Origin of the sequence: Tenggerimyces flavus, from assembly GCF_016907715.1 — a bacterium.
GTDB classification, from domain to species: Bacteria; Actinomycetota; Actinomycetes; order Propionibacteriales; family Actinopolymorphaceae; genus Tenggerimyces; species Tenggerimyces flavus.
The window spans coordinates 3,631,178-3,656,387 of the sequence record NZ_JAFBCM010000001.1; the positions used below are offsets into that span (position 1 = coordinate 3,631,178).

General features: G+C 69.2%; 25 protein-coding genes. 16 read left to right on the top strand and 9 right to left on the bottom strand.

From position 1 onward, the window contains the following. Positions 1–52 precede the first annotated feature (52 nt). Positions 53–778: a ribonuclease activity regulator RraA gene (locus JOD67_RS17045; RefSeq protein ID WP_205118585.1), complete on the top strand. Its 726-nt coding sequence runs from the start codon at positions 53–55 to the stop codon at positions 776–778. On the opposite strand, the gene JOD67_RS17050 is transcribed toward JOD67_RS17045, so the two are convergent. Next, positions 771–1,592 carry a phytanoyl-CoA dioxygenase family protein gene (locus JOD67_RS17050; protein WP_205118586.1) on the bottom strand — a complete coding sequence of 274 codons (822 nt, stop codon included), beginning with the start codon at positions 1,590–1,592 and terminating at the stop codon, positions 771–773. The two genes, JOD67_RS17045 and JOD67_RS17050, sit on opposite strands and share 8 nt — an antisense overlap. Before the next feature lie 96 nt (positions 1,593–1,688). Here JOD67_RS17050 and JOD67_RS17055 point away from each other — a divergent pair, with 96 nt between their 5' ends. Beyond that, positions 1,689–2,516, top strand: coding sequence for a helix-turn-helix domain-containing protein (locus JOD67_RS17055; protein WP_205118587.1), 828 nt, complete (start codon positions 1,689–1,691; stop codon positions 2,514–2,516). Here JOD67_RS17055 and JOD67_RS17060 read toward each other — a convergent pair. Beyond that, positions 2,471–3,346, bottom strand: a complete 876-nt coding sequence (locus tag JOD67_RS17060) for a phytanoyl-CoA dioxygenase family protein (RefSeq protein ID WP_205118588.1) — start codon at positions 3,344–3,346, stop codon at positions 2,471–2,473. The genes JOD67_RS17055 and JOD67_RS17060 overlap by 46 nt on opposite strands. Positions 3,347–3,444: 98 nt before the next feature. On the opposite strand from JOD67_RS17060, the gene JOD67_RS17065 reads away from it, so the two are divergent. Then, positions 3,445–4,518: a Gfo/Idh/MocA family oxidoreductase gene (locus JOD67_RS17065; RefSeq protein WP_205118589.1), complete on the top strand. Its 1,074-nt coding sequence runs from the start codon at positions 3,445–3,447 to the stop codon at positions 4,516–4,518. On the opposite strand, the gene JOD67_RS17070 is transcribed toward JOD67_RS17065, so the two are convergent. The 3 genes from JOD67_RS17070 to JOD67_RS17080 are packed head-to-tail and all read right to left on the bottom strand — an operon-like array spanning position 4,491 to position 8,512. After that, a complete protein-coding gene (locus JOD67_RS17070; RefSeq protein WP_205118590.1) occupies positions 4,491–5,171 on the bottom strand; it encodes a GntR family transcriptional regulator in 681 nt (226 codons plus the stop codon). The genes JOD67_RS17065 and JOD67_RS17070 overlap by 28 nt on opposite strands. 15 nt (positions 5,172–5,186) lie before the next feature. Next, a complete protein-coding gene (gene araD / locus JOD67_RS17075) occupies positions 5,187–6,911 on the bottom strand; it encodes an L-arabinonate dehydratase (RefSeq protein WP_307782430.1) in 1,725 nt (574 codons plus the stop codon). Next, on the bottom strand, positions 6,908–8,512 hold the full coding sequence (locus tag JOD67_RS17080; RefSeq protein WP_205118591.1) for a thiamine pyrophosphate-dependent enzyme: 1,605 nt from the start codon (positions 8,510–8,512) through the stop codon (positions 6,908–6,910). The genes araD and JOD67_RS17080 overlap by 4 nt, the downstream gene beginning before the upstream one ends. Before the next feature lie 164 nt (positions 8,513–8,676). Here JOD67_RS17080 and JOD67_RS17085 point away from each other — a divergent pair, with 164 nt between their 5' ends. The 9 genes from JOD67_RS17085 to JOD67_RS17125 all read left to right on the top strand — a co-directional run bounded on the left by JOD67_RS17085 (position 8,677) and on the right by JOD67_RS17125 (position 15,508). Next, positions 8,677–9,033 (top strand): YraN family protein, encoded by a 357-nt coding sequence (locus JOD67_RS17085; RefSeq protein ID WP_205118592.1) that lies wholly within the window; start codon positions 8,677–8,679, stop codon positions 9,031–9,033. 289 nt (positions 9,034–9,322) lie between these two features. After that, positions 9,323–10,918 carry a YifB family Mg chelatase-like AAA ATPase gene (locus tag JOD67_RS17090; protein ID WP_205118593.1) on the top strand — a complete coding sequence of 532 codons (1,596 nt, stop codon included), beginning with the start codon at positions 9,323–9,325 and terminating at the stop codon, positions 10,916–10,918. Beyond that, positions 10,915–12,096 (top strand): DNA-processing protein DprA, encoded by a 1,182-nt coding sequence (gene dprA, locus JOD67_RS17095; protein WP_205118594.1) that lies wholly within the window; start codon positions 10,915–10,917, stop codon positions 12,094–12,096. Before JOD67_RS17090 ends, dprA begins: the two co-directional genes overlap by 4 nt. A 73-nt stretch (positions 12,097–12,169) precedes the next feature. Then, positions 12,170–12,736 carry a hypothetical protein gene (locus JOD67_RS17100; protein WP_205118595.1) on the top strand — a complete coding sequence of 189 codons (567 nt, stop codon included), beginning with the start codon at positions 12,170–12,172 and terminating at the stop codon, positions 12,734–12,736. 9 nt (positions 12,737–12,745) lie between these two features. Then, a complete protein-coding gene (locus JOD67_RS41235) occupies positions 12,746–13,750 on the top strand; it encodes a hypothetical protein (protein WP_205118596.1) in 1,005 nt (334 codons plus the stop codon). Beyond that, a complete protein-coding gene (locus JOD67_RS17110) occupies positions 13,747–14,094 on the top strand; it encodes a hypothetical protein (protein WP_205118597.1) in 348 nt (115 codons plus the stop codon). Before JOD67_RS41235 ends, JOD67_RS17110 begins: the two co-directional genes overlap by 4 nt. Before the next feature lie 21 nt (positions 14,095–14,115). Further along, a complete protein-coding gene (locus JOD67_RS17115) occupies positions 14,116–14,445 on the top strand; it encodes a hypothetical protein (protein WP_205118598.1) in 330 nt (109 codons plus the stop codon). Positions 14,446–14,471: 26 nt separating this feature from the next. Next, on the top strand, positions 14,472–14,819 hold the full coding sequence (locus JOD67_RS17120) for a hypothetical protein (protein WP_205118599.1): 348 nt from the start codon (positions 14,472–14,474) through the stop codon (positions 14,817–14,819). Positions 14,820–14,923: 104 nt separating this feature from the next. After that, complete coding sequence (locus JOD67_RS17125) at positions 14,924–15,508, top strand: hypothetical protein (RefSeq protein ID WP_205118600.1); 585 nt, start codon at positions 14,924–14,926, stop codon at positions 15,506–15,508. Here JOD67_RS17125 and JOD67_RS17130 read toward each other — a convergent pair. From JOD67_RS17130 to JOD67_RS17140, 3 genes are all read right to left on the bottom strand, one after another. Continuing rightward, on the bottom strand, positions 15,493–16,314 hold the full coding sequence (locus JOD67_RS17130) for an ABC transporter permease (RefSeq protein WP_205118601.1): 822 nt from the start codon (positions 16,312–16,314) through the stop codon (positions 15,493–15,495). The genes JOD67_RS17125 and JOD67_RS17130 overlap by 16 nt on opposite strands. Beyond that, a complete protein-coding gene (locus tag JOD67_RS17135; protein ID WP_205118602.1) occupies positions 16,314–17,333 on the bottom strand; it encodes an ATP-binding cassette domain-containing protein in 1,020 nt (339 codons plus the stop codon). Before JOD67_RS17135 ends, JOD67_RS17130 begins: the two co-directional genes overlap by 1 nt. 167 nt (positions 17,334–17,500) lie before the next feature. Then, complete coding sequence (locus JOD67_RS17140) at positions 17,501–18,196, bottom strand: PadR family transcriptional regulator (protein ID WP_205118603.1); 696 nt, start codon at positions 18,194–18,196, stop codon at positions 17,501–17,503. A 123-nt stretch (positions 18,197–18,319) separates the two neighbouring features. Between JOD67_RS17140 and JOD67_RS17145 the strand changes: the two genes are divergently transcribed. Together JOD67_RS17145 and JOD67_RS17150 are read left to right on the top strand one after the other, a co-directional pair. Continuing rightward, complete coding sequence (locus JOD67_RS17145; protein ID WP_205118604.1) at positions 18,320–20,839, top strand: DEAD/DEAH box helicase; 2,520 nt, start codon at positions 18,320–18,322, stop codon at positions 20,837–20,839. A gap of 60 nt (positions 20,840–20,899) precedes the next feature. After that, complete coding sequence (locus tag JOD67_RS17150) at positions 20,900–21,820, top strand: tyrosine recombinase XerC (protein WP_205118605.1); 921 nt, start codon at positions 20,900–20,902, stop codon at positions 21,818–21,820. A 337-nt stretch (positions 21,821–22,157) separates the two neighbouring features. Here the strand turns inward: JOD67_RS17150 and JOD67_RS17155 are convergent, their stop codons facing one another. Further along, entirely contained in the window at positions 22,158–22,925 is a 768-nt protein-coding gene (locus tag JOD67_RS17155) for a murein hydrolase activator EnvC family protein (RefSeq protein WP_205118606.1), read from the bottom strand. Positions 22,926–23,241: 316 nt separating this feature from the next. Here JOD67_RS17155 and rpsB point away from each other — a divergent pair, with 316 nt between their 5' ends. Both rpsB and tsf read left to right on the top strand, forming a co-directional pair. After that, positions 23,242–24,282 (top strand): 30S ribosomal protein S2, encoded by a 1,041-nt coding sequence (gene rpsB, locus JOD67_RS17160; protein WP_205118607.1) that lies wholly within the window; start codon positions 23,242–23,244, stop codon positions 24,280–24,282. Between the two features lie 49 nt (positions 24,283–24,331). Further along, on the top strand, positions 24,332–25,168 hold the full coding sequence (gene tsf, locus JOD67_RS17165) for a translation elongation factor Ts (RefSeq protein WP_205118608.1): 837 nt from the start codon (positions 24,332–24,334) through the stop codon (positions 25,166–25,168). Positions 25,169–25,210: the final 42 nt, after the last annotated feature.

The window sequence follows — 25,210 nt, forward strand, 5'->3', positions numbered from 1 at the left end:
TCAGGACATGTGAGCAGCTCGTCCCTGGGTCACTTGGTATATCGTACGCCACGTGTCCGACCTCCTCGCCGCGGAGACCCTCACGGCTCTCCGCCACGTCTCGACCGCGACGCTCACCACCCAACTGCTCGCGCGCGGGCTGCGCAACGCGTTCCTCGTCGGTCTGAGACCGCTCAACCCGAACGCCGCCCGGATGGTGGGCGAGGCGTTCACGCTTCGCTACATCCCGGCGCGCGAGGACCTCGACGTGCTGAGCGTGTTCCAGGACCCGGAGCACCCGCAGCGCAAGGCGGTCGAGTCGGTCGACGAGGGCCAGATCCTCGTCATGGACTGCCGCGGCCAGGCGCGGGCGGCCTCCCTCGGTGCGATCCTTGCGACGAGGCTGCTCAAGCGCGGAGCCGCCGGCATCGTGACCGACGGAGCCGTCCGCGACTCGCCCGAGTTCGCCCAGCTGAACCTGCCGACGTACGCCGCCGGAGTCGCCGCGACCACCAACCTCGCCCAGCACCACGCCGTGGATATGCAAGTTCCGATCGGCTGCGCGGAAGTTCCGGTCTACCCGGGCGACGTGCTCGTCGGCGACCTCGAAGGCGTCGTCGTCCTCCCGCGGCACCTCGCCGCCGAGGTCGCCGAGGCTGCCGCCGCGCAGGAGCACCTGGAGGAGTTCATCCAGGCCGAGATCGCGGCGGGCGCCGCGCTGCCCGGCACGTACCCGCCGAACGACGACACCCGCGCCCGTTACGCCCAATGGGCCAAGGAGAATCCGCTTCCTACTTGAGTGGGTCGCCTACCCGGACCGGGGACACCGGCCGCAGGATCCGCCGCCGAGCCTCCGGCAACGTCGCCAGCCAGTCCGCGTCGTACACGTACCCGTACCGACTAGCACCCCAGATCGGCCCGTACCGGTAGATCAGGATCCGCCGTTCGCCCGGATTCGTCCGGCTCGAGCCGCCGTGGATCAGGCCGTCGACGAACAGCAGCGCGTCGCCGGCGCGGAGGTACGCGGGTACGGCGCCCATCAGCTCGTCCATCCGGTCGCTCTGCCCGTAGTCGCCTTCGAGCGGGTGGGGGAAGTTCGACTTGTGCGAGCCCGGCACCACCATCGTCGCGCCGTCACCCGGGCCGATGTCGGTGAGCGCGACGATGATGTTGACCTGCCCGCACCGGAACCGCCCGTCCTTGTAGCGGAAACTGCCCCGCAGCGCGCCCTGGTAGCCACCGGAGTGCGCCGGATGATGTCCGCCGCTCTCGCGGATCGACGCGATCGTCTCGTCGATGAACAGTCCCGAGACGTAGCTCTGCTCCTCACCGGCGAAGTGCGCGACGAGCCGAACCCAGCTGGGGTGGTCGATCAGTTCCTCGAACGGCGCGCCCGCCGCGACCGCCTGGTGCAGCTCGAAGCCGGTGTCCGGCGTGTAGTCGCGCCGCTGGGCGCCGTGGTACCACGCGCCCCACGGGAGGTCGCGCGGGAACGCGTCGAACTCGGCGTTGAGCCGGCCGAGCAGGTCCTGGTCGATCGCGTTCTCCAGCACGAGGTAGCCGCGCAGGTCGAACAGGAAGTCGTCCAGCTCGGTCGGTTCTCGGTCGGCCATGGCGTGCCCCTCTTCGGTCGGATGGTCCAGCCTGTCGCGGTTCCCGGCGACACGCAGCCGGAGTCGCCGGCGAATCTGTCGCATATCCTCAAGGCGATGGACGACGCTCGCTCGGACGTGCAAACCCTCGGGTTGACGGCCTTTCGCGCCGTCGGCGGCCAGATGCGACGTCCGCACCTGCATCCGGAGGTCGAGTTCAACCTCCTGCTGTCGGGCTCCGCCCGTTACGAGACGGCGACCGGCGAGCTGGAGTTGCCGCCCGGCCGGATGCTGGCGTTCTGGGGTGGCTACCCGCACCGGATGGTCACCCCGTCGGGCATCGACATGCTGGGCGCGACGATGCCGCTCAGTGCTGTCACCGGCCAGCCCGTTCTGCGCCGGGCGATGCGGCGGCTGCTCAACGGTGAGGCCCTGATGGGCCAACGCAGAGAGGGCACCTCCGACCGTGCACTGCTGCGGCGTTGGCTCGCCGATCTCGAGGAGGAGGTGCGGGACGGCGTCGACCTGTGCCTGCTGGAGATGACGGCCAGGTTGGCGCGCCTGGCCGGGAACGGCGGGTCGGCCGGTCCCTCGGCCGCGCCCTCGCGCTCGGCCGACCGGCTGCTGGCGGTCGTCGCCGCGGAGTACACCGAACCGCTGTCGATCGACGACATCGCGCTCAAGGCCGGCGTGCACTCGACGTATGCGGCGAAGACGTTCAAGGAGGTGCTGGGGATGCCGATCTGGGGGTACGTCACCCGCCTCCGCGTCGCGCACGCGTGCCGGCTGCTGGAGTCCACCGACCGCACCGTCGACCAGATCGGCCACGCGAGCGGGTTCCGCAGCCGTTCGAGCTTCCACCGCGCGTTCCGCGCCACGGTCGGTCGTACGCCCGCCGACTACCGGGCCAGCCGAGCGACCTCCTCTTCCTTCATCCGTGCTTGAATCCGTTCGCGTTCGGGAATGACGCGCTCGCGCGGCGCGGTCGGCTCGAACACGTACCGGTCGACGCCGAGTCCCTTCAGCACCGCCTGCTCGACGAGCGAGTGCCCGTCCTCGCGGTCGAACCGCATCGGTTCGGTCAACGACACCGCGGGGTTGGTGATGAAGCGCGGCAGCCTGAGCAGGTTCTGCGCCTTGGCGTGCAGGATGAACGGGTGGAGCAGGAACACGTCGCCCACCCGGCCGGTCGCCTCGGCGAAGTCCGTACAGCCGGCCGCGATGCCAGCGAAGTCGAAGCCGCCGGGCAGGATCCCCTCCGGATGCTCGGCGAGGAACCGCGCGATCGGCGCGACCGAGTCGCAGGTCACGAACGTCGCGCCGCCCTGGTGCTGGACGTCGGACCAGAGCACGAGCGTCAGCAGCCCCTGCTCGGGTGAGTCGAGGAAGTGCCGGAACCAGTCGCCGTCCTTGTGCCAGCCACTCGACTCCGGACCGGCCGGCGCCCACGGCTCGTCCGCGCCCTGGCCGAGGTTGACGATGAAGCCATCGCCCCACGCGGGTCCGGGCGCGATGCGGTCCTCGCCTCCGACGAGGTCGCACATCGCGTCCCACGCGCGCGGCGCGAACTCCTTGACCTCCAGCCGCCGGTGCACGGGCATGTGGACGGACGGCTCGACCCAGGTCGACTGGTCGTCGCGGTCGTAGCCGAGCCTCGTCCAGATCGTGTCGGTGTACTCGGCGGCGGCTTCGGCGGAGAAGCAGTCGTGGATGACGACGTAGCCCTTGTCGAGGAAGTGTTGTGCCTGCTCGTCGGAGAGGACTCGATAGGTCATTTCCTCAACGTACGCGGCGGCTGGTGGCCGGATCCAGCCGATTTCGCGGCCCGGACAGCCACTCCCGGACACCGGTTTCCGTGCCATGATCTTCGTTCATGACTGGACTCCGGGTCGGCGTGGTCGGCCTTCGCTTCGGCGGCGACTTCGTGCCGATCTACCGCGATCATCCCGATGTCGCCGAGGTGGCCATCGCGGACACCGACCCCGCCGCGGTCGCCCGGGTCGCTTCGCAGCACGGGATCGCGTCGACGTTCACCTCGCTCGAGGCGCTGGTGGACGCGGTCGACGCTGTGCACGTGGCGACGCCCGTACGGTTCCACGTCGAGCACGTCGTCTCGGTGCTGTCCGCTGGTCGGCACTGTGCGAGTGCTGTGCCGATGGCGATGGACTTCGAGGGGATCCGGCGCATCATCGCCGCGCAGGAGGCGGCCGGCCGGAACTACATGATGATGGAGACGATGGTCTTCGGTCGCGAGTACTTCTTCGTTCGCGACTTGCATGCACGTGGTGAGCTGGGGCCGCTGTCGTTCTTGCGCGGTATGCATCTGCAGAACCTCGACGGCTTTCCGCGTTACTGGTATGGGTATCCGCCGCTCAAGTACGCCACGCACGCACTGTCGCCGCTGCTCGCGCTCGCCGACGCGCGGGTGGTGTCGGCGCATGCTTTGGGGTCTGGCGTGCTGACACCGGAGCGGCGGGGTGACTTCGACAACCCGTTCCCGACCGAGACGGCCTTGTTCCGCCTTGACAAGGACGGGTTGACGGCCGAGGTCACGGTGTCGTTCTTTCAACTGGGACGGGCCTATCAGGAGGGCTTCCAGGTGTACGGCCAGGAGGCTGGTGTCGAGTGGCCGCAGCTCGAAGGGGACGAGCTGACGGTCTTCCGCCTGGACTACCCGTCGTCCTCGCGGCGCGGCCGTGCTGTCTCTGTTGAGCGTATGCACGCTCCGGACCGGCCGGACCTGCTCCCGACCGAGCTGCATCCGTTCGTCCGCGGCGGGCACAGCGGGGCGCATCCTCATCTGGTGCACGAGTTCGTCCGCAGCATCGTGGAGGAACGTTCACCGCTCGTCGACGCCCGCACCGCCGCGCGCTGGACCGCACCCGGCATCGCCGGGCACGAGTCGGCGATGCTCGGTGGTCAGCCGGTCGAGGTGCCCGACTTCTGAAGCCGCGACAGCGAGTGCTCGATGTGCTGCCGGGCAAGGCGTTCCGCGTCCTTCGCGTTGCCCTTCTCGACGGCGTCGAGGATCCCTTCGTGCTCCTCGAACTCCTCGGTCCAGGTCGGCCAGCGTTCCCAGAGCAGGCTGACGATGCCGAGCGCGGTGAGGTGCTGCAGGTCGTCGAGCTGGGACACGACGATGTCGTTGCCACACGCGGCGTAGAGCGCTCGGTGGAACCGCCGGTTGGTGAGTGAGAGCTCGCTGTGATCGGGCTCGGCGAGCAACGTACGCGCTTCCTCGAGTGTCGCCTTCGCCTCCGTGATCGCCTTGTCCGGTTGGGACTTCGCCGTTCGTCCGACGGCCCACGGCTCGAGGAGCAGGCGGACCTCGTAGATGCGTTCCAGGTCACCGACGGCGAGCCGGCGTACGGCGACGCCGCGGTTGGGATGGACGGTGACGAGCCCGGTCGACGCCAGGCTGATCAGTGCTTCACGCACGGGCGTCTTGGAGACGCCGAGCATCTCGGCGAGGCGACGTTCGACGAGTGAGGATCCGGGCGCGAGCTGGCCCTGCAGGATCGCCAACCGGATCGCGTCCACAACGAGGTCCGAGCGGGTCGCCGTCTGTTCCAGCGGCGCCAACGCGGGTGGGTTGCTCATGCTCATCGGTATACCTCACCGGCTCTCGGGTTCGGCGACGACACCCTCGCGGGCGAGGAAGTCGAAGTCGCAGCCGTCCTCGGCCTGGCCGATGTGCTCGAGGTAGAGCGCGCCGTACCCGCGTCCGTACGCCGGTGCGGGCGCTGTCCACTCTGCTCGCCGGCGTTCCAGCTCCTCGTCCGACAGGTCGACGTCCAGTCGCCTGGCCGCGACGTCCAGGGTGATCCGATCGCCATCTCGAACGAACGCGAGCGGCCCGCCGATGTGGCTCTCCGGCGAGATATGCAGGACGCACGCCCCATAGCTCGTGCCGCTCATCCGCGCGTCCGAGAGCCGCAGCATGTCGCGAACGCCCTGCTTCAGCAGGCGATCCGGGATCGGGAGCATGCCGTACTCGGGCATCCCAGGGCCGCCCTTCGGGCCGGTGCCGCGGAGCACGAGGACGGTGTCCGGCGTGATCGGCAGGCTCTCGTCGTTGATGCGGGCTTGCAGGTCCTTGTAGTTGTCGAACACGACGGCGGGGCCGGTGTGCTGGAGGAACCGTGCGTCCATCGCGGCGTGCTTGATCACGGCACCGTTGGGGGCGAGGTTGCCGCGCAGGATCGCGACGCCGCCTTCGGGCCAGACCGGCTTGTCCAGTGGGCGAATCACGTCCGCATCGTGCACTTCCGCGCCCTCGATGACCTCGCCGAACGTGTGGCCGGTGGCGGTGAGCCGATCGAGATGCAGCACCTCCCGCAGCTGCCAGAGGAGGGCGCGCAGGCCGCCGGCGTAGTAGAAGTCCTCCATCAGGTACGCGCCGGTCGGCCTGACGTTCGCGAGGACGGGGACCTTGCGGGAGACCGCGTCGAAGTCGTCGAGTGTCAACTTCGCCTTGCTCCGGCGGGCCATCGCGATGAGGTGGATGACGGCGTTCGTGGATCCGCCCAGCGCGAGAACGGTGGCGACGGCGTCGAGGTAGGCGCGTTCGTCCAAGATCTGTGAGGGTTTGCGGTCGTTCCAGACCATCTCGACGATGCGGATGCCGGTGGCGGCGGCCATGCGTGCGTGCGCGGAGTCGGCGGCGAGGATGCTGGCGGCGCCGGGGAGCGTCATGCCGAGCGCTTCGGCCGCCGAGGTCATCGTGGACGCCGTACCCATTGTCATGCAGTGACCGGGGGAGCGGGCGATGCCTTCCTCGATCTCGGCCCATTCCTGCTCGCCGATGACGCCGGCGCGCTTGTCGGCCCAGAACTTCCAGACATCGCTGCCGCTGCCGAGCGTGGTGCCGCGCCAGTTGCCGCGCAGCATCGGGCCGGCGGGAACGAAGATCGCCGGAATGTCCATGCTGGCGGCGCCCATCAGCAGCGCGGGCGTGGTCTTGTCGCAGCCGCCCATGAGGACGGCGCCGTCGATGGGGTAGCTGCGGAGGAGCTCCTCGGTCTCCATCGCGAGCAGGTTGCGGTAGAGCATGGTGCTGGGCTTCTGGAACGGTTCGGACAGAGAGATCGCGGGGAGCTCGACGGGGTAGCCGCCGGCTTGCCAGACGCCGCGCTTGACCTCCTCGGCACGCTGGCGGAGGTGGGTGTGGCAGGGGTTGATCTCGCTCCAGGTGTTGACGATGCCGATGACGGGCTTGCCGAGATGCTCCTCGGCGCCGATGCCCATCTGGCGAGTTCGGCTGCGGTGGCCGAACGCGCGGAGGCCCTCGTCGCCGTACCAGGCGTGGCTGCGCAGGTCTGCTGGCTTCTTCACGTTCACGTGAGCTCCGAGAGTCGGCGGTTCGGGGCGATGACGTCGGGATCGGTGCGTACGTCCACGACACAAGGGCGCCCGCAGGCGAGGGCGGTGCGGAGGACGTTCTCGGTGTCGCTTGGTCGGTCGAGCGTGAGGCCGATGGCGCCAAGCCCTCTTGCCCACTGCGCAAGGTCGAGCTCGCCGATATCGACGGCAGCCAGCCGTCCGTGCTCACGCGCCTGATGCATGGCGATCGTGCCGTAGAGGCCGTTGCGGAACACGACCACGACAATGGGGGCATCGAGCCGTACGGCGGTCTCGATCTCCTGACCGGTCATGAGCACGCCACCGTCGCCGACGAACGCGACGACGGTGCTGTGCGGCCGGCTGAGCTTGGCCGCCACTGCCGCCGGCACCGCATACCCCATGGCGCCGTTGCAAGGCCCAAGCTGCCTGTGGGGGCCGGCGAACTTCCAATACCGGTGGTAGAAAGCCGAGAAGTTCCCCGCATCATTCGTGACCACGGTGTCGTCCGGAACTAGCCCTCGCAACGTGCGAACGACCTGCGCCGGATGCACCCCCACCTCAGTGGCCACATCCCCGACCTCCCCAGCCCGCACCGCCGCCTCATGCCCTGCGGTCCACTCTCGTGAGGCGCCCTTCGTCAGCCGTCCGAGCACTGCGGTGGCGTCGACATCGAGCACCGTCGCCGGTCCCTCATGGCGCGGCAGCGGCAACTCGCGGCCCACCATCACCAGTCGCTGCTCCGGCCGCGGAACCGCATAGTCCTGCGACGTGATCGCGTCCAACCGAGTCCCCGCGACCACCACCACGTCAGCCTCGGCCAACGACCGCGACACGTCCGCCGGCACGCCCAGACCCAGATGCCCCAGGAACAGCGGATGATCCTCCGCGAACCGATCCTGTCGCCGAAAAGCGACGTACACCCCGAGCCCGTGAGCCTCCGCAGCCCGCCGCAGCTCGTCCCGCCCCACCGCACCCGCGATGACGACCGGCCGCTCGGCCCCGTCGAGGATCCGCGCCAGCTCCGCCGCGGCCCGTTCGACGACCGCCTCCTCAGGCGCCTGCGGAAACTCCACCTCGGGCGCCGACCTGTCGTAAGCCTGCTCCCAGAAGTCCGCCGGCACCGAGATCGCCACCGGCCCCGGCCGCCCCGCCAGCGCCCGCGTCAGCCCCTCCGCCACCAACGCCGGCACTTCGTCGGCCGTCCGCGCCTCGGCCGACCACTTGCAGATCGGCGCGTAGAACGCCGCCAGCTCCACCTCTTGGAAAGCCTCGCGCCCGCGTTCGCCCGACTCGACCTGGCCGAGGATCACGAGCATCGGCGTCTGGTCCTGCATGGCCGTGTGGACGCCGATGGACAGGTTCGCGGCGCCCGGTCCGCGGCTGGCGAGCGCGACCGCAGGCAGGCCCGTGAGCTTGGCCTCCGCCTCGGCCATGAACGCGGCGCCGCTCTCGTGCCGGGTCGAGACCAGGGCGATGCGCGGCTCGGTCTGGAACTCGTCGAGCAGGCCGAGGAACGACTCGCCGGGCACGGTGTACGCGTGCCGAACGCCTGCTCTCGCGAGCAGCGCGACGGTCGCCTTCGCGACGCTGTCAGCCATCCGGCTCCCTCCAGTCGATATCTGGTATACCACGCCAGCCGCGGTGCGTGCGTGGCCGCGTTTCGTCCACAAGGGCACGATTCGCCGAGTTCTCCACAGCTCGGCGGTTGGCTCCCGCATTGGGGTCTTGGGCCCGGCACGGTGGAGGCCGAAGGAGGTGCCCGATGCACACGAAGGACATGTTGGGAAAGTTCGGCGAAGCGGTCGCGGTGAAGCACCTGAAGTCGGCCGGATACGAGGTGATCAGCCGCAACTGGCGCTGCGACCTCGGCGAGATCGACATCGTCGCGCGCGACCGCGACACGCTCGTGGTCTGCGAGGTGAAGACCCGGTCGGGAACGGGTTACGGAACCCCGCTGGAAGCCGTCACCCGCGAGAAGGCAGCCCGCCTCCGGAACCTCGCGTCCCGCTACCTCGACCACCACGACCTACGCATCAAGAAGGTCCGCGTCGACGTCATCGGCGTCCTCTGCAAGCCCGAAGAAGCCCCCACCATCAACCACCTCCAGGACGCCGCCTGATGTCCCCGCCCTACTACCGCCACCCCTACCAACCGACACCCGCCGCACGACCTGCGACAGCACCAGTTTCTTTTGCCTGCTTGAGAGAACGTCGGATGGCAGCTGTCATCCCCACCACCACTGGCCGCGCGCCAACCACCCCCGCGACCCGCGCAGTGGGCGTGCCGGCGATCAGCATGCCCTCCCGCGATATCTCCACCTCCCCACCACCTGCCACCTCCACTGGCCGCAGGCCAGCCACCCCTGACTCGACGCCTCCCAGGAGTGCCACCACTTCCCGGAGGCTCCGATGAGCACCGCCCGCACTCGGTGCGTCGCGCTGATCGGCATCGAGGGCCACCTCGTCGAGGTCGAGGCCTATCTCGGCGGCGGGCTGCCCTCGTTCGGCATCGTCGGCCTGCCCGACAAGACGCTCAACGAGTCTCGCGACCGCGTCCGAGCGGCAGTCACCAACTCCAACGTCGACTGGCCGTCCCAGAAGATCACCATCGGCCTCTCACCTGCCACGCTGCCCAAGTCCGGCTCGCATTTCGACATCGCGATCGCCGTCGCCGTCCTCGCCGCATCCGACTTCCTCAAGCAAGAGTCGATCGACGGCATCGTCTTCCTCGGCGAGCTCGGGCTGAACGGTCGCGCGCGATACACCCGCGGCATCCTCCCCGCCGTCCTCGCCGCAGCCCAGGCCGGTTACCGCAGGTTCGTCGTCCCCGAGCCGAACGTCGCCGAGGCCAGACTCATCGAGGACGCCGAAGTCCTCGGCATCCGCTCCCTCCGCCAACTCCTCGCCGTCCTTCGCGAGGACGAGCTCCCCGACGAGCCAGCGTACGAAGAGTCCGAGATCCGCCAACACACCCACGGCGTCGTCGCCAGCGCCGGGCGGCTCGCTGGCCTCGATCTCGCCGAGGTCGTCGGACAGGCCGTCGCGCGCAAGGCCCTCGAAGTCGCCGCGGCGGGCGGCCACCATCTGTTCTTCTCCGGACCGCCCGGCGGCGGAAAGACCATGCTCGCCGAACGTCTCCCCACCCTGCTCCCGGACCTGAATGCCGCACGCTCGTTGGAAGTCTCGGCCATCCACTCCGTCGCCGGCACACTCCCACCCGACGCGCCGCTCATCACCCGACCCCCGTTTTGCGACCCGCACCACACGGCCAGCACCGCCGCGATCGTCGGCGGCGGAGCCCGCATTCCGAGACCGGGCTCGATCTCGCTTGCCCACCACGGTGTGCTGTTTCTCGACGAGGCCCCCGAGTTCCGGCCCGAAGTGCTCGAGACGCTTCGCCAACCCCTCGAGCACGGCGAAGTCGTCATCGCCAGATCCGAGGGCGCCGCGCGGTTCCCCGCCAAGTTCCAGCTCGTCCTCGCCGCAAACCCCTGTCCCTGCGGCAAGTTTGTCGGCAAGGGCATCCACTGCGTCTGCTCCCCGATCGTCCGCCAGCGCTACGCCCAACGCCTCTCCGGCCCGATTCGTGACCGCATCGACATCGTCCAGACCGTCGAGCAGGTCTCCCGCGCCGAGATGCTCGCCGACCGTTCGTCCGTCGAGTCCTCCGAGGTCGTCGCCGCCCGCGTCGCCGAGGCCCGCAAACGACAAGAACACCGCTACCGGGACACGCCCTGGTCGCTGAACGCCCAGGTCCCCGGCCACATCCTCCGCCGCAGCTGGCCCGCCGAGCCCGGCTCGATGCCGCTCGTCGACAACCAGCTCACCGGCGGCTGGATCACCGCCCGCGGCGCCGACCGCGTTCTCCGCCTGTCGTGGTCGCTCGCCGACCTCGCCGGACGCGACCAACCCACCAAGGACGACGTGATGGTCGCGCTCACCCTGCGCCTCGGCCACGAACCCGTCGACAAGCGAACGACCACCGACATCAGGAGGGTCGGATGACCGAAGTCTCCGACGACGAGCGCCTCGCCCGCGCCGCGCTCACCGGACTCAGCGAGCCCGGCAACGTCATCCTCGCAAGATTCGTCGCCGAGCACGGACCCGAGGCAACGCTCCAAGCCATCCGGAACGGCAGCTACCCGGGCACCGCTCTCCAAGATCTCCAGGCGAGACTGGCCGCCAGCGAGCCCGGTGCCGACCTCGATCGCGCGGCCAAGGCCGGAGCATGGCTCGTCTGCCCAGGCGATCCCGAGTGGCCAGTGCAACTCGACGTCCTCGCCGAGTCCGAGTCGACCGAGGGCGCCGGCGGCGAACCGCTCGCCCTGTGGGTACGAGGATCACTCGAGCTCGGCGTGATCACCCAGCGCGCCTGCGCCATCGTCGGCGCCCGGTCGGCCACCCAGTACGGCACCCACGTCGCCGGTGAACTCGCAGCCGGGCTGGCCGATCGAGGCGTCACGATCGTCTCCGGCGGCGCGTTCGGCATCGATGTCGCGGCCCACCGTGGCGCCCTCGCCGCGAACGGGTACACGGTCGCCGTCCTCGCCTGCGGAGTCGACATCCCGTACCCCCGAGCGCACGCCGCGCTGTTCGACCGCATCGCCGAGGAGGGCCTGCTGGTCAGCGAGGTGCCGCCCGGCTCGACCCCGCGGCGGCCGCGGTTCCTCGTACGCAACAGGCTCATCGCCGCCCTCAGCGAGGGAACGGTGGTCGTCGAGGCCGCGCTCCGCAGCGGCGCCCTCAACACCGCCGCCTGGGCTCACCGGTGTCAACGCGAGGTGATGGCGATCCCTGGTTCGGTCCTCTCGCCGCTTTCGGCTGGCACGAACCAGTTGATCCGCGACGCGGGCGCAATCCTCGTCACCGACAGTGCCGAGATCGCCGAGCAGATCGGCCGGATCGGCGACGACCTCGCGCCGGTGAAGGCGGGGGAGCAGCGGGCCCGCGACGCCCTGGACCGCAGGTCACAGCAGGTGCTGGAGTGCGTTCCCGTCCAGCAGTTCCAGGGCATCGCGCAGCTCGCCGCGACCGCCGGCGTGCCGGTGGACGAAACGTTGGCCGTGCTCGGTCACCTGCTTCTGCTTGGCTTTGTCGAACACGTTGGCGCAGGCTGGAGACTGTCAGCCGCCGAGCGGACCCGAAACCGGCACGCCTCCACGGTGGAGCGGACCGGGAGCTGATCATGTTCTTTCGGTTTGGTTTCGCAGGGTGGTAGGTACTCTTTGGGCGAGGAAAGGTCGCCGAGGAGGTCCGATGGGGTCGCAGCCTCCCTTCGATCCGACGATCTCGTTGGAGCCGGAACCACCGGCACCAGCACCACCCACACCAGTGCGCAAGACCGCCCGGACGGTGGGGATCTTGCTCACCGTGGTGGGCTTGCTCGTGGTCGGCGGATCGACGCTGCTGTACGTGACAGGTGTGCTCGGAGCGGACAAACCCGACGCTCCGGTCCAGGCGTATGTCGAGGCGTACGGGCAGCAGGACTGTGATCGGTTGTGGAACCAGTTCACCGACCGTGGGAAGCAACAGCTGGTCAGGCAATCGATGCCCAACGGCACAGCCCCCAGTGAGGCGAACCCCGAGCTGAAGGAGTCGTACTGCTCGGAGCGGTTCACCGACCAGCTGCCCGTCCAGCTGACATCGACGTCGGTGGACGAGTCCCCGGACCGGGTGAACGCGACCGTACGCGCAACCATCCAGCTGGGCGGCGGCGGTGGCCAGTCCGCAACGATCATGACCACGACGTTCCAGGTCGCCAAGGTCGCCGGCATCTGGAAGATCGACTCCTTGCGCGGAGGCGACGCCCTCACCCGCGGCTAGTCTGAACCAATGCCGCCGATCGACCGTCCGCCGCCGACGACCGAGACGACCGACAGGCCGAGCCGGCTGGAACCCCTCGCCCCGCCGGACGCTCTCCCGGACCCGCGCCAGTACGACGGCAAGTACCTGACCCCGGAGATCGAACGGGTCATCAAGTCGCACCAAGACCGGCCCGCCGAGACCGAGCGCAAGCCCTGGACCCTCGACACCCCCGTTGGCAAGAACGAGACAGCCGGCGACGTCCTCCGCCGCCACCACGGCGACGAGCTCCCGCCGGAGACCGTTCGGAAGAACGCCGACTACATCGCGGAGAAGGGGAACGACAAGTCGCCCTGGCTCAAAGAAGCCGCCGACGCGGACCCGCTAGTCCAGTCGGTGTACGTCGAGCGCGACCAGTCCGTAGGCCACGACCTCCAACGCCACGAAGGCTGGCGCGGCGACCAGGGCCAACACGACCGAGCCCTCTACCAGCGCGACCCGCATCACCCAGAGAACAGCCCCGAGTACCTCCGCTCCAACGACTTCTTCGGCCAGGGCCGCCTCCACGACTGCTGGGGCTACGCCACCCACATCCCCGACCCCGTCGCCTACGCCACCACCTACGCCCGGATCGCCGAGCACCCTCGGGTCAAGGACGCCCTCTCAGGCCCCTTCGTCCGCGACAACGAGCCCCTAGCGATACGGGACATCCCGATCGACGAGATCCTCGGTCCGGACGGTCACGCGGCGATCAGCGGCTACGAACTCGCGGGCGACAACATGAAGGAGGCGACAGCCGACCGGCGAGATTGGATCAGAGCAGTCCGCGCCGAGATCGACAAAGGCCTCACCTCCGACGAAGCTGAGGAGAAGGTCCGTTCGTCGGCAGCCGATATGAACCTCCCGGAGCCAGCCGTCCGTCCTATCGAGTCGTTTGCCGGTGGTATGTTCAGCGTGCAGTTCGGCCTCAATCGCGACAAGAGCGGATTCGAGATCGTGTCGTTCCATGCGAGTCCCCGAAGGGTTGAGTCGTGAGTGTCCCCGGTCGGATGCGCGATCCGGAAGAGTCCCGGGTCAGCAATCGCGACGAGCCGTTCGCCACGTTGACCTCCTACGTGGCCACGTACTTCAATCCTGAGACGCAGCCGGCTGCCGTCGACCGTCTCCGTTCAGCTGTGCATCGGCCGATCGAGGATCAGCACATCGATACGCGCACCTTCGTGGAGGAGCTCCGACGAGTTCTTTCTGGCGACACCGAACTTCTTTCGGAGAACGCCCTTTTCGACGTGACGCATTACTACGACCGCACGGACGAGGCGTTTCTCAAGCGGGTCTGGGGGGAGCTCTTCCCTGAAGAACCTCTCCCGACGCGCGGGTGACCAGTGAGTCTTCCTGGCCGCATGCGCGATCCCGACGAACCGCGGGATGAGAATCGCGAAGAGCCTTTCGCGATTCTCATCGACTACGCCGCGACGTTCTTTCACCCAGAGACCACTCCCAGGCTCATCGATACCTTGCGCGCAGCTGTTCGCAAGCCGATCGAGGAGCAGGGCATCGACACCCGCGCCTTCGTCAAGGAACTCCGCCAGGCTCTCTCTGGTGACACCGTGGGCTTGCCGGACGAGGCACTCTGGGACGCTGCCGAGTACTCCGATGGCACAGATGAGGCCTTCCTCAAGCGGGTCTGGGAGGAGATCTTCCCCGGGGAGGCTCTCCCCACCCGCCAGTGATTCCAGGACCGTGAAGGGACCAAGCAGTGAGTGTTCCTGGGCGCATACGCGATCCGGAAGTGTCGCGGGTCAAGAATCGTGACGAGCCGTTCGCGACGCTGATCTCCTATGCCGGCAAGTTCTTTCACCCCGAGAGAACGCCACGGCTGGTTGAGACTCTGCGCACGGCGGTCCACCGGCCCATTGAGGACCAGAACATCGACGCGCGGACGTTCGTCCAGGAGCTCCGCCGGGCACTGTCGGGTGACACTGAGGGTCTTCCGGAGGACGCGCTGTTCGACGTGACGCACTATGGCGATGGCAGCGACGAGGCCTTCCTGAAGCGCGTCTGGGAAGAGATCTTCCCCGAAGAACCGCTCCCCGCCCGCTCGTGATTCGGGATGCCGGGGGGATTGTTGCCGCACAGAGTGGGCGGTGTGGGGCAGACTATGGGCTGCTCGGCATCGACTATGGCCAGTCTCTCCGGGGTGAACGGCTGGTGCGCACGACGCCGGGGTTGCGGTGGTGGATCGAGACCGCGGTTGTCGCCCAGCTCGTCGGGCGCCCAGGCAACGCCGTCGCGCAGGAACTGCGTAGGCAGATCGAGGAAGTCCCGCTCGATGCGCTCAGAGCCGCGATCGCCTACGGGGTGGACGAGGCGGTGGCCGTACGGTCCGCCGCGATCAAGCCCGAGATCAGCGCTGGCGCGTTCGCCGAGCATGTCGTCGACGCGCTGTGGGACAGCCTCCTCCACGACGAAGCCTGCCAAGCGGACGAGCGATGGATCGCCAGACCGTTCAGGCTGACCGCCGATCTCGACACCCTCCTGAGACAGGCCAGCGAGAGCCGAGAAGCCGCCGCACGGCTCGAAGAACTCCAATGGAGCTGGGCGAAACAGCACAGTGCGCGGCGCGTTCACCACATCGTGCTCGGCCAGGACGAGCCGAGCGCGATCGAGCGCGTCCTCGACACCAGACGCGACGACCAGGGATGGTCGCAGGCCATCGAGAAGGCCGGCGACCATGGGCAACTCGACCCCGTCGTCGCCGGCATTCTCCGCAACCTTCCCTACGCCGAACGCTGATACGCCGCGAACGCTCGCGTCGACAGCCAGCCGATCACCAACGCGAACGCCAGCAGGAGGCCGCCGCGCGTCAACACCACTGACCAGTCAGGCGATGCCGACAGCGCCTCGCGCGACGCGACCACGGCCCAGTCGACCGGGTTGAACTTCGACACCGACGCCAACCACGACGGCATCAGCGCCGGCGCCATCATCACCGACGACAGGAACGTCAACGGCAGCGAGACGAACTGGGAGATCGCGATCAGCGACTCCTGCTTCCGCGCCAACAGGGCCACCGCGTTCGACAACGAAGCGAACGCCGCGCCGAGCAGCACGCCCATCAGCACCGTCACCAGCAGGCCGAGCACGCCACCGGCGTACGACGCTCCCGCCAGAAGCCCGATCAGCACGACGATCACCGCCTGCACCACGGTCGCCGCGGACTGCGACACGAGCTGCCCGATCATCAGCGCACCACGCCGCACCGGCGACGTCAGCATCCGGTCCATGATCCCGCGATCGATGTCGGTGATGAAGTTCGAACCACTCCACCCCGCACCCATCAGGGCCGTCATGATCACGATGCCCGGCGTCAGGTACGAGATGTACGACCCGCCGCCGAACCCGGGCAGCTGCGCCAGGTTCTTGAACAGCTGCCCGAACAAGAGCAGCCAGATCGCCGGCTGCACCAGCGTGAACACGATGTACAACGGCTGCCGCAGCTGCGCCCGCAGCCAACGCCCCGCGATGAACGTGGAGTGCGAGAGCAACCCACGCGGTCGTGAATGCTCAACGACAGAAGGCGAAACAGTCACAGCAGCCATCATGCGGCCCTCCTCGAAGCAGACTCGTCGGCGAGCTCGGCGGCCGAGAACGACCGCCCGGTGTGCCGCAGGTACACATCGTCCAGCGACGGGCGCGACGTCGTCACCGACGACACCGCCACGCCTCCGTCGTCCAAGAGCCCAAGCACGGCAGGCACCGCGGTCGCCCCGCTGTCCACCCGGCACCGCACCACGGCTCCGTCCACGACGACCTCGCGCACGCCCGGCAGCCGCGACAGCAGCGAGGCAGCCTGCGAACCCAACGAAGCGCCCGCCAGGTCGATCTGGATCGCATCGCCGCGTAGCGAAGCCTTCAACGACTCCGGCGACCCCTCGACCACGACGGCGCCGCGGTCCACGATCGCCAGCTGCCCCGCGAGCCGATCGGCCTCCTCCAGGTAGTGCGTCGTCAGCAGAACGGTGAGCCCGTCCTGCCCTGTCAGCTTCTCGATCTCCGCCCACATGTCCGCGCGCGCCTCGGGGTCGAGGCCCGTCGTCGGCTCGTCCAAGAACAACACCTGCGGTCGATGAACGAGCCCGAGCGCGACGTCAAGCTTGCGTTGCATCCCGCCCGAATACCCACGCACGATGCGGTTCGCGGCCTCACCGAGCCCGAACCGGTCGAGCAGCTCCTCCGCCCGACGCGTGGCCGCCGAACGCGACAGACCGTAGATCCGCCCCTGCAGAACGAGATTCTCCCGCCCGGTCGCGTCGACATCGGACCCAGACTTCTGCGACACGTACCCGATCGCGAGCCGTACCGCGTTCTGGGACTTGACGACGTCGAGCCCCATCACGCGCGCATCGCCGGAGTCGGCGCGCGACAAGGTGGTGAGGATCTTCACCGTGGTGGACTTGCCGGCACCGTTCGGTCCGAGCAACCCGAACACGGTCCCGTGCGGTACGGCGAGGTTCAGCCCGTTCAACGCGCGCACCGGCTCCTTGCCGCGCCCGCTCGGGCCGTAGGTCTTGACGAGGTCGCTGGCTTCCAACGCCAGTCGACCAGAAGGCACAGCCATCTGCAGACTCCTTCACAAAGGTGGTGTGGAAGGAGTCGGCCGTACGAGCCTGGCGTGACCTATCGTGGTCCCTGCGCCTTGGTGTCAGGTTCGTTCGCGGACCGACTCCGAGGGTTCCGGCTCCTGGTCGAGGTGTTGCCGCACGTCGACCAGGAGCCCTTTCACGCTTACATGAAGCCCATCCCCTTCAGGTCGCGGAGCCAGTTCGCTCCCGGGCCGAAGTTCTTGTCGACATCGGCGGTCGCCTCCTCGAACGAGACTCCGGCCGCCTTCAGCTCGTAGGCACGGCGCCAGAAATCCAACCCGGGCAGGTTGTCCTCCCGCATGTCCCTCACGATCGCCTCGACGAAGTCCCGTTCCGCGCGCACCATCGCCCGGTGATACTCGTGCTCGATCCAGAACAACCGGGGGAGTGCGGCCGCCTCCGGCTGGTTGGCCTCGGCCTCGAGCTCGTCGAGCGTCGCGACGAGCTTGGTGACGCGTTGGTCGAGTAGTTCGACGAACCGGTCGGGAGACACCGCCGGCGCCAACGCCAGCGCCGCCTCGAGCTGGGTGAACTCCTTCACCGGATTGCCGAGCATCTCGGTGATCGTGTCCTCGAGCACCTTCTCGCCGGCCGGAGTGATCCGATAGACGGTGCGCTCAGGCCGCCTGCCGTCCCGAACGATCTCGTGCTCGGCGATCAGCCCCTGCTTCTCCAGCGACTCGACGACCGAGTACAGCGATCCGTAGTTGAGCTTGATGCTGCGTTCCTTGCCCCGCTCCTTGAGCGTGGTCGAGATCTCGTACGGATGCCGCGGCTTCTCGATCAGGCTGCCGAGCACAGCGAGCCCCAGCGGGCTGATGGCCCCACGCTTCGGCATCCGATCTCCCTGCTCGCGGTCAAGTACTCTGAGTCGAGTATTTGGGCAAGAGTGACCGATGTCAAGTATCTTGGGACGGCCGTGCGGCTTCCGTACGAGGCTTGTCAATACGATCGAAGGACCATGACGACTCTGACCGACCTGCTCCCGGCCGATCCCGATCCGGACACGCTCTACGACACGTTCGTCACGTGGGCGTCCGGCGAGGGCTTCGAGCTGTACCCGGCGCAGCAGGACGCGCTGATCGAGATCGTCTCCGGTTCGAACGTGATCCTCAGCACCCCGACCGGCTCGGGGAAGAGCCTGGTCGCGACCGGCGCCCACTTCGTCGCCCTAGCGCAGGGCAAGCGCACGTTCTACACGGCACCGATCAAGGCCCTGGTCTCGGAGAAGTTCTTCGCGCTCTGCAAGGTCTTCGGCGCCGACCAGGTCGGCATGATGACCGGCGACGCCGCCGTGAACCCGACCGCTCCGATCATCTGCGCGACCGCCGAGATCCTCGCGAACGTCGCGCTGCGCGAGGGCACGTACGCGGACATCGGCCAGGTCGTCATGGACGAGTTCCACTTCTACGCCGAACCCGACCGCGGCTGGGCCTGGCAGGTCCCGCTGCTCGAGCTCCCCGCCGCCCAGTTCCTGCTGATGTCGGCGACGCTCGGCGACGTCTCCCACTTCGAGAAGGACCTCACCCGCCGGACCGGCCGTACGACGGCGGTCGTGGCGTCGGTCGAACGGCCCGTCCCGCTGGAGTACAGGTACGTGCTCACGGCGATGCACGAGACGTTGGAACGGCTGCTCGCCGACGGACTGGCGCCGATCTACGTCGTGCACTTCACCCAGGCCTCCGCCGTCGAACGCGCGCAGGCGCTCACCAGCATCAACGTCTGCACGCGTGCGGAGAAGGACGCGATCGCCGAGCTGATCGGCGGCTTCCGGTTCAGCGCCGGCTTCGGCAAGGCGCTGTCCCGCGTCATCCGGCACGGCATCGGCATCCACCACGCCGGCATGTTGCCCAAGTACCGGCGCCTCGTCGAACAGCTCGCCCAGGCGGGCCTGCTCAAGGTGATCTGCGGCACCGACACGCTCGGCGTCGGCATCAACGTGCCGATCCGTACTGTCGTCTTCACCGCGCTGAGCAAGTACGACGGCGTCAAGACCCGGCACCTGCGCGCCCGCGAGTTCCACCAGATCGCCGGCCGCGCTGGCCGCGCCGGCTACGACACCGCGGGCACTGTCGTCGTCCAGGCGCCCGAGCACGTCGTGGAGAACGAACGCGCGATCGCCAAGGCCGGCGACGATCCCAAGAAGAAGCGGAAGATCGTCAAGAAGAAGCCGTCCGGCGACTTCGTGTCCTGGGCGCAGCCGACGTTCGACCGGCTCGTCGCGGCCGAACCCGAGCCGCTCACCTCCAGCTTCGCGGTCACGCACTCGATGCTGCTGAACGTGATCAGCCGCCCTGGTGACGCGTTCGACAGCATGCGGCACCTGCTCACCGACAACCACGAGGACCGCCCGGCGCAGCTCAGGCACATCCGCCGCGCGATCGCGATCTACCGCGCGCTGCTCGCCGCCGGCGTCGTCGAGCAACTGCCGACTCGCGACGAGGACGGCAGGTTCGCCCGGCTCACCGTCGACCTGCAGCTCGACTTCGCGCTCAACCAGCCGCTGTCGCCGCTCGCGCTCGCCTCGCTCGAACTGCTCGACAAGGAGTCGCCGACGTACGCGCTCGACGTGTTGTCGGTGATCGAGGCGACGCTGGAGAACCCGCGCCCGGTGCTGTCCGCCCAACTGTCCAAGGCGAAGGGCGAAGCGGTCGCGCAGATGAAGGCCGACGGCCTCGAGTACGAGGAGCGCATGGCGCTGCTCGAGGACGTCACCTATCCGATGCCTCTCTACGACCTGCTCGAGGCGGCGTACGACCTGTATCGCCGCGGGCACCCGTGGGTCGCCGACTACGAGTTCAAGCCGAAGTCCGTCGCCCGCGACATGTTCGAGCGGGCGCTCACCTTCACCGAGTACGTCAGCTTCTACCAACTGGCGCGGTCCGAGGGACTCGTACTCCGCTACCTCGCCGACGCGTACAAGGCGCTGAAGCAGACCGTGCCGGAGTCCGCGCGCACCGAGGAGCTCGTGGACGTCATCGAGTGGCTCGGCGAGCTGGTCCGGCAGGTCGACTCGAGCCTGCTCGACGAGTGGGAACGGCTCCGTACCCCCGACGGCACCGAGGTCGACGCGGTGCGCCCGGGTGGGGCCCCGAAGCTCACCGGCAACGTCCGGGCGTTCAAGGTGCTCGTCCGGAACCACCTCTTCCGCCGCGTCGAGCTGGCCGCGCTCCGGCGCTACGACCTGCTCGGTGAGCTCGACGCCGAGTGGGGCTGGGACGCCGACCGCTGGCGCGAGGCAGTCGAGCCGTATTTCGAGCTGTACGACGTCCTCGGCACCGATGCCGACGCGCGCGGCCCGCACCTGTTGATGATCGAGGAACGGCCGGACGTGTGGGTGGTGCGGCAGATCTTCGCCGACCCCGAGGGCGACCACGACTGGGGCATCAGCGCCGAGGTCGACCTCGCGGCGTCGGACGAGGCCGGCGAAGCCGTCGTCCGCATCGTCGAGGTCAACCAGCTCGGCAGCCTGTCGGCGTGACGTGCGTGATGTGCGTGGCGCGCTTGCCTCGGGCGCTGCGGCGATGCACCGTCGACTGTGATGCCTGAGGAACTGCCGGATGGTGCCGCCGAGGTGGTCGCGGAGTTCGCCCGCCACCTGGCGGCCGAGCGCAACCTGTCGCGGCACACCGTGCGTGCCTACACAGGCGACCTCGCCAGCCTGCTCGCCCACGCCGGCGTCGCCGGCCCCGAGAACCTCGACGAGCTCGACATCCACGTTCTCCGCGGCTGGCTCGGCCGGCTCCAGGCCACCGGCAAGGCCCGGACCACGCTCGCCCGGCGGGGCGCGGCGGCCCGTACGTTCACCGCCTGGGCGCATCGACGGGGGCTGCTCGCGTCCGACCCTGGGCTGCTGCTCGGCACGCCCAAGGCGCACCGCACGCTGCCGCCCGTCCTCCGCCAGGACGAGGCCGCCGAGCTTCTGCAGGTGGCCATGGTCGCCGCCGACGACGGCACGCCCGCCGGTGCCCGCGACCGGGCGATCCTCGAACTGCTCTACGCCTGCGGCATCCGGGTCGGCGAGCTGGTCGGCCTCGATGTCGACGACCTGGACTTCGACCGCAACATCGTCCGCGTCATCGGCAAGGGCGACAAGGAACGGTCGGTGCCGTTCGGCCAACCCGCGGCTGCCGCGGTGAAGGCCTGGCTCGCCGTCCGCCCGACGCTGGTCCGGAACGGCAGCGGGCCTGCTTTGTTCCTCGGCGCCCGCGGCGGAAGGCTCGACCAGCGCGCCGTTCGGCGGCTGGTCCACCAACGCCTCGCCGACGTCCCCGGCGCCCCCGACCTTGGGCCGCACGGACTCCGGCACTCCGCGGCCACCCACCTGCTCGAGGGCGGCGCCGATCTTCGGAGCGTGCAGGAGCTGCTCGGCCACGCGTCCCTGGGGACCACGCAGATCTACACGCACGTCTCGACCGAACGGCTCCGCAAGGTCTACCAACAGGCCCACCCCCGCGCCTGACGCGAGCCGGTCTGCGTGGCGTCCGCGCCGGTGGCGGCCCGCCGATGGACGCTGGTGGGCGTTCCATCCCAGGCGGCGGAGCAAGCGGTGGAGCAGGCGGCGGAGGGTGGTCATGCGGACCTCCGGAGGCGCCGGCGGACCTCATCGAGGTTGATCACCGCGCCCGGTGCGGCGGGTGTGCGTGGTGGCAGGGCGCGGCGGCGCGTCACGCCGGCCACGACCGCTTCCGCGGTGGCCACGCCCGCGCCGCTCCCGCGCTCTGCCACTGCCGATGGGCGGTGGCGGGCATGCCATCCCAGGCGGCCGAGCAGGCGGCGGAGCAGGCGGCGGAGGATGGTCATGCGGACCTCCGGAGGCGTCGGCGGACCTCATCGAGGTTGATCACCGCGCCCGGTGCGGCGGGGGTACGCGGTGGCGGGGGAGGGCTGCCGCCGGTGGGTGGTAGGGCGCGGCGGAGCATTACGCCGGCTACGACCGCACCCGCGACGGCGCCGGCCGCCGGTGCGGCGAACGGGCCCAACGCATCCGCCAAGGCCGCCACCCCCGCGCGCTGCGGCCCAGCAGGCGCCGCGACCGAAGGCGAGGGCGACGAGGCAGCCGAGACCGACGACGAGTCCAGCGGCAACAGCCGCGGCGGGCCGAGGCCGACCAGGGCGAGCGGGTCCAGATACTCCGCGCCGCGCTTCAGCCCCCAGTGCAGGCAGGTCCGACCTGTGCAGTGACCGGCCGCCTCCACCGTTCCCAAGGCGGCACCTGCCGCCACCCGCGTCCCCACCGTCACGGACGAAGCCACCGGCTCGTACGTCGACCGCAGCTCCCCGTGCCGGACGACAACCACTCCGCGACCGGCGAGCACGCCCGCGTACGACACCTGACCCGCGCCCGCGGACCGGACGGTCTGCCCCGCCGACGCGGCCAGGTCCACGCCGCGGTGCCCAGCTCCCCACGGCACCGGCGGCGGGTGGAAGCCGCGCAGCACCTCCGGGCGCGGCGACAGCGGCCACTGCCAGGCCGTGGCACCAGCCGAGGCGGGACCCGTGCACAGGCACCACCACCCCAGCAGGGCCAGGACCACGAGCGCGAGGCGAGTCGATGGATTCGTCATGCGTCGATCTTGGCCGGGGATGACACGGAGCGGAGTCGCTCGAACGCAACCTGTGGACAACCCGTGGAATCCGCGCGCTGTGGACGAAACGACGGCCACCGAGAGCTCAACCAGCGAGTCCAGTAGACTTGCGGAGGTATCCCGACCACCCAGCAGTGGCCGGGGTGTTCATGCATGACATCACGCACGCTCGCATGCCGCTAGGTAGCGGGCGCACCGACTCGGTCCCAGCACGCTGGGAAGCGGTGCGCGCGGGCGTCAGGGGCGCCGGTCGACCGACCGGAGCCAGGAACCGAGACCAGGAGGTAACGCGGCCATGGCCGTCGTCACCATGCGCCAGCTCCTCGAGAGCGGCGTCCACTTCGGGCACCAGACCAGGCGCTGGAACCCGAAGATGAAGCGGTACATCCTCACCGACCGCAACGGCATCTACATCATCGATCTGCGCCAGTCGCTGGCCTACATCGACCGGGCGTACCAGTTCGTCAAGGAGACCGTCGCCCGCGGCGGTGCGGTGCTGTTCGTCGGCACCAAGAAGCAGGGCCAGGAAGCGATCGCCGAGCAGGCGACGCGCGTTGGCATGCCGTACGTCAACCAGCGCTGGCTGGGCGGCATGCTCACCAACTTCCAGACCGTCTACAAGCGTCTCCAGCGGCTCAAGGAGCTCGAGGAGATGGACTTCGACGACGTCGCCGCGTCCGGCCTCACCAAGAAGGAGCTGCTGCAGCTCCGCCGTGAGCGGGACAAGCTGGACCGCACGCTCGGCGGTATCCGCCGCATGCAGCGAGTGCCCAGCGCGGTGTGGATCGTCGACACCAAGAAGGAGCACCTCGCGGTCGACGAGGCCAAGAAGCTCGGCATCCCGGTGATCGCGATCCTCGACACGAACTGCGACCCCGACGAGGTCACGTACCCGATCCCCGGCAACGACGACGCGATCCGTTCGGTCGCGCTGCTCACCCGGATCGTCGCCGACGCCGTGGCCGACGGCCTGATGTCGCGCGTCGGTGCCGCCGGCGGCGAGAACGAGCCGGCCCAGGTCGGCGCCGAGCTCGGTGTCGAGGAGCCGCTGCCCGAGTGGGAGCGCGAGCTGCTCGCCCGTGCCGACGCGGAGAGCTCCGTGACGGCGGCGGCGAACGGCGAGGCCGCCCCGGCCGCGCAGGCCACGGCGACCGCCACGGCCGTCGCGGAAGCCCCGGAAGCTACGCCGGAGCCCGTCGCGGAGCCCGTCGTGGAGGCAGTCGAGGCGCCCGCCGAGACCGTCGAGACGCCCGCCGAAGCCCCCGCTGCCGAGGCCGAGACGGCCGAGACCACCGAGGCGCCCGCCGCCGAAGAGGCTCCCGCCGAGGAGAAGTAGACCCACCACCCACGCACCACCACATAGAGGAAAGCGACAGAGAAAGCTGATGAGCACGTTCTCCGCTGCAGACGTCAAGCGGCTCCGGGACGAGACCGGCGCCGGGTTCATGGACTGCAAGAAGGCCCTCACGGAGGCCGACGGCGACTTCGACAAGGCCCTGGACGCGCTGAAGGTCCGGGTCCAGGAGAAGGCCGCGAAGCGTGGCGTCGAGCGCGAGGCGTCGAACGGCGCCGTCGTCTCCAAGGACGGCGCCATCCTCGAGCTCAAGTGCGAGACCGACTTCGTCGCGAAGAACGAGAAGTTCCTCGCGCTCGCCGACGAGCTGCTCGACGTCGCGATCGCGAACAAGGTGACCAGCGCCGAGGAGCTGCTCCAGCAGCAGCTCCTCGACGGTCGCGCGGTAACCGAGGGCCTCGCCGCCCTCGCCGCCGTGATCGGCGAGAAGATCGCCATCGGCGGCGTCGCGGTGTACGACGGCACCACGACCACCTACCTGCACCGGCGTGACCCCGGTCTGCCGCCGCAGGTGGGCGTGCTCATCGAGTACGCGGGCTCCGACGAGAGCGCCGCGCGTACGGCCGCGATGCAGATCGCGGCGATGGCACCGCTGTACGTCTCCCGCGAGGACATCCCGACCGAGGTCGTGGACGCCGAGCGCAAGGAGGCCGAGGACTTCGCCCGCAGTGAGGGCAAGCCCGAGCAGATCCTGCCCAGGATCGTCGAGGGTCGGCTGAAGAAGTTCTACGCCGAACGCGTCCTCCTGGAGCAGACGTCGGTGCACGACGACAAGAAGACCGTCGGCCAGGTTCTCGAGGCCGCCGGCGTGACCGTCAGCCGGTTCGCCCGGTTCGTGGCCGCCGAGCCCGCCGGTCAGCAGGCCTGACCGAGGAGCCGAAGCGCGCGATCGAACGGGAGGCCGGGATCA

Coding starts and splice junctions, on each gene's coding strand:
- JOD67_RS17050 (WP_205118586.1), bottom strand. CDS start 1,592: ATGGCCGACCGAGAACCGACCGAGCTGGACGACTTCCTGTTCGACCTG.
- JOD67_RS17055 (WP_205118587.1), top strand. CDS start 1,689: ATGGACGACGCTCGCTCGGACGTGCAAACCCTCGGGTTGACGGCCTTT.
- JOD67_RS17060 (WP_205118588.1), bottom strand. CDS start 3,346: ATGACCTATCGAGTCCTCTCCGACGAGCAGGCACAACACTTCCTCGAC.
- JOD67_RS17065 (WP_205118589.1), top strand. CDS start 3,445: ATGACTGGACTCCGGGTCGGCGTGGTCGGCCTTCGCTTCGGCGGCGAC.
- JOD67_RS17070 (WP_205118590.1), bottom strand. CDS start 5,171: ATGAGCAACCCACCCGCGTTGGCGCCGCTGGAACAGACGGCGACCCGC.
- JOD67_RS17080 (WP_205118591.1), bottom strand. CDS start 8,512: ATGGCTGACAGCGTCGCGAAGGCGACCGTCGCGCTGCTCGCGAGAGCA.
- JOD67_RS17085 (WP_205118592.1), top strand. CDS start 8,677: ATGCACACGAAGGACATGTTGGGAAAGTTCGGCGAAGCGGTCGCGGTG.
- JOD67_RS17090 (WP_205118593.1), top strand. CDS start 9,323: ATGAGCACCGCCCGCACTCGGTGCGTCGCGCTGATCGGCATCGAGGGC.
- dprA (WP_205118594.1), top strand. CDS start 10,915: ATGACCGAAGTCTCCGACGACGAGCGCCTCGCCCGCGCCGCGCTCACC.
- JOD67_RS17100 (WP_205118595.1), top strand. CDS start 12,170: ATGGGGTCGCAGCCTCCCTTCGATCCGACGATCTCGTTGGAGCCGGAA.
- JOD67_RS41235 (WP_205118596.1), top strand. CDS start 12,746: ATGCCGCCGATCGACCGTCCGCCGCCGACGACCGAGACGACCGACAGG.
- JOD67_RS17115 (WP_205118598.1), top strand. CDS start 14,116: ATGCGCGATCCCGACGAACCGCGGGATGAGAATCGCGAAGAGCCTTTC.
- JOD67_RS17130 (WP_205118601.1), bottom strand. CDS start 16,314: ATGGCTGCTGTGACTGTTTCGCCTTCTGTCGTTGAGCATTCACGACCG.
- JOD67_RS17135 (WP_205118602.1), bottom strand. CDS start 17,333: ATGGCTGTGCCTTCTGGTCGACTGGCGTTGGAAGCCAGCGACCTCGTC.
- JOD67_RS17140 (WP_205118603.1), bottom strand. CDS start 18,196: ATGCCGAAGCGTGGGGCCATCAGCCCGCTGGGGCTCGCTGTGCTCGGC.
- JOD67_RS17145 (WP_205118604.1), top strand. CDS start 18,320: ATGACGACTCTGACCGACCTGCTCCCGGCCGATCCCGATCCGGACACG.
- JOD67_RS17150 (WP_205118605.1), top strand. CDS start 20,900: ATGCCTGAGGAACTGCCGGATGGTGCCGCCGAGGTGGTCGCGGAGTTC.
- JOD67_RS17155 (WP_205118606.1), bottom strand. CDS start 22,925: ATGACGAATCCATCGACTCGCCTCGCGCTCGTGGTCCTGGCCCTGCTG.
- rpsB (WP_205118607.1), top strand. CDS start 23,242: ATGGCCGTCGTCACCATGCGCCAGCTCCTCGAGAGCGGCGTCCACTTC.
- tsf (WP_205118608.1), top strand. CDS start 24,332: ATGAGCACGTTCTCCGCTGCAGACGTCAAGCGGCTCCGGGACGAGACC.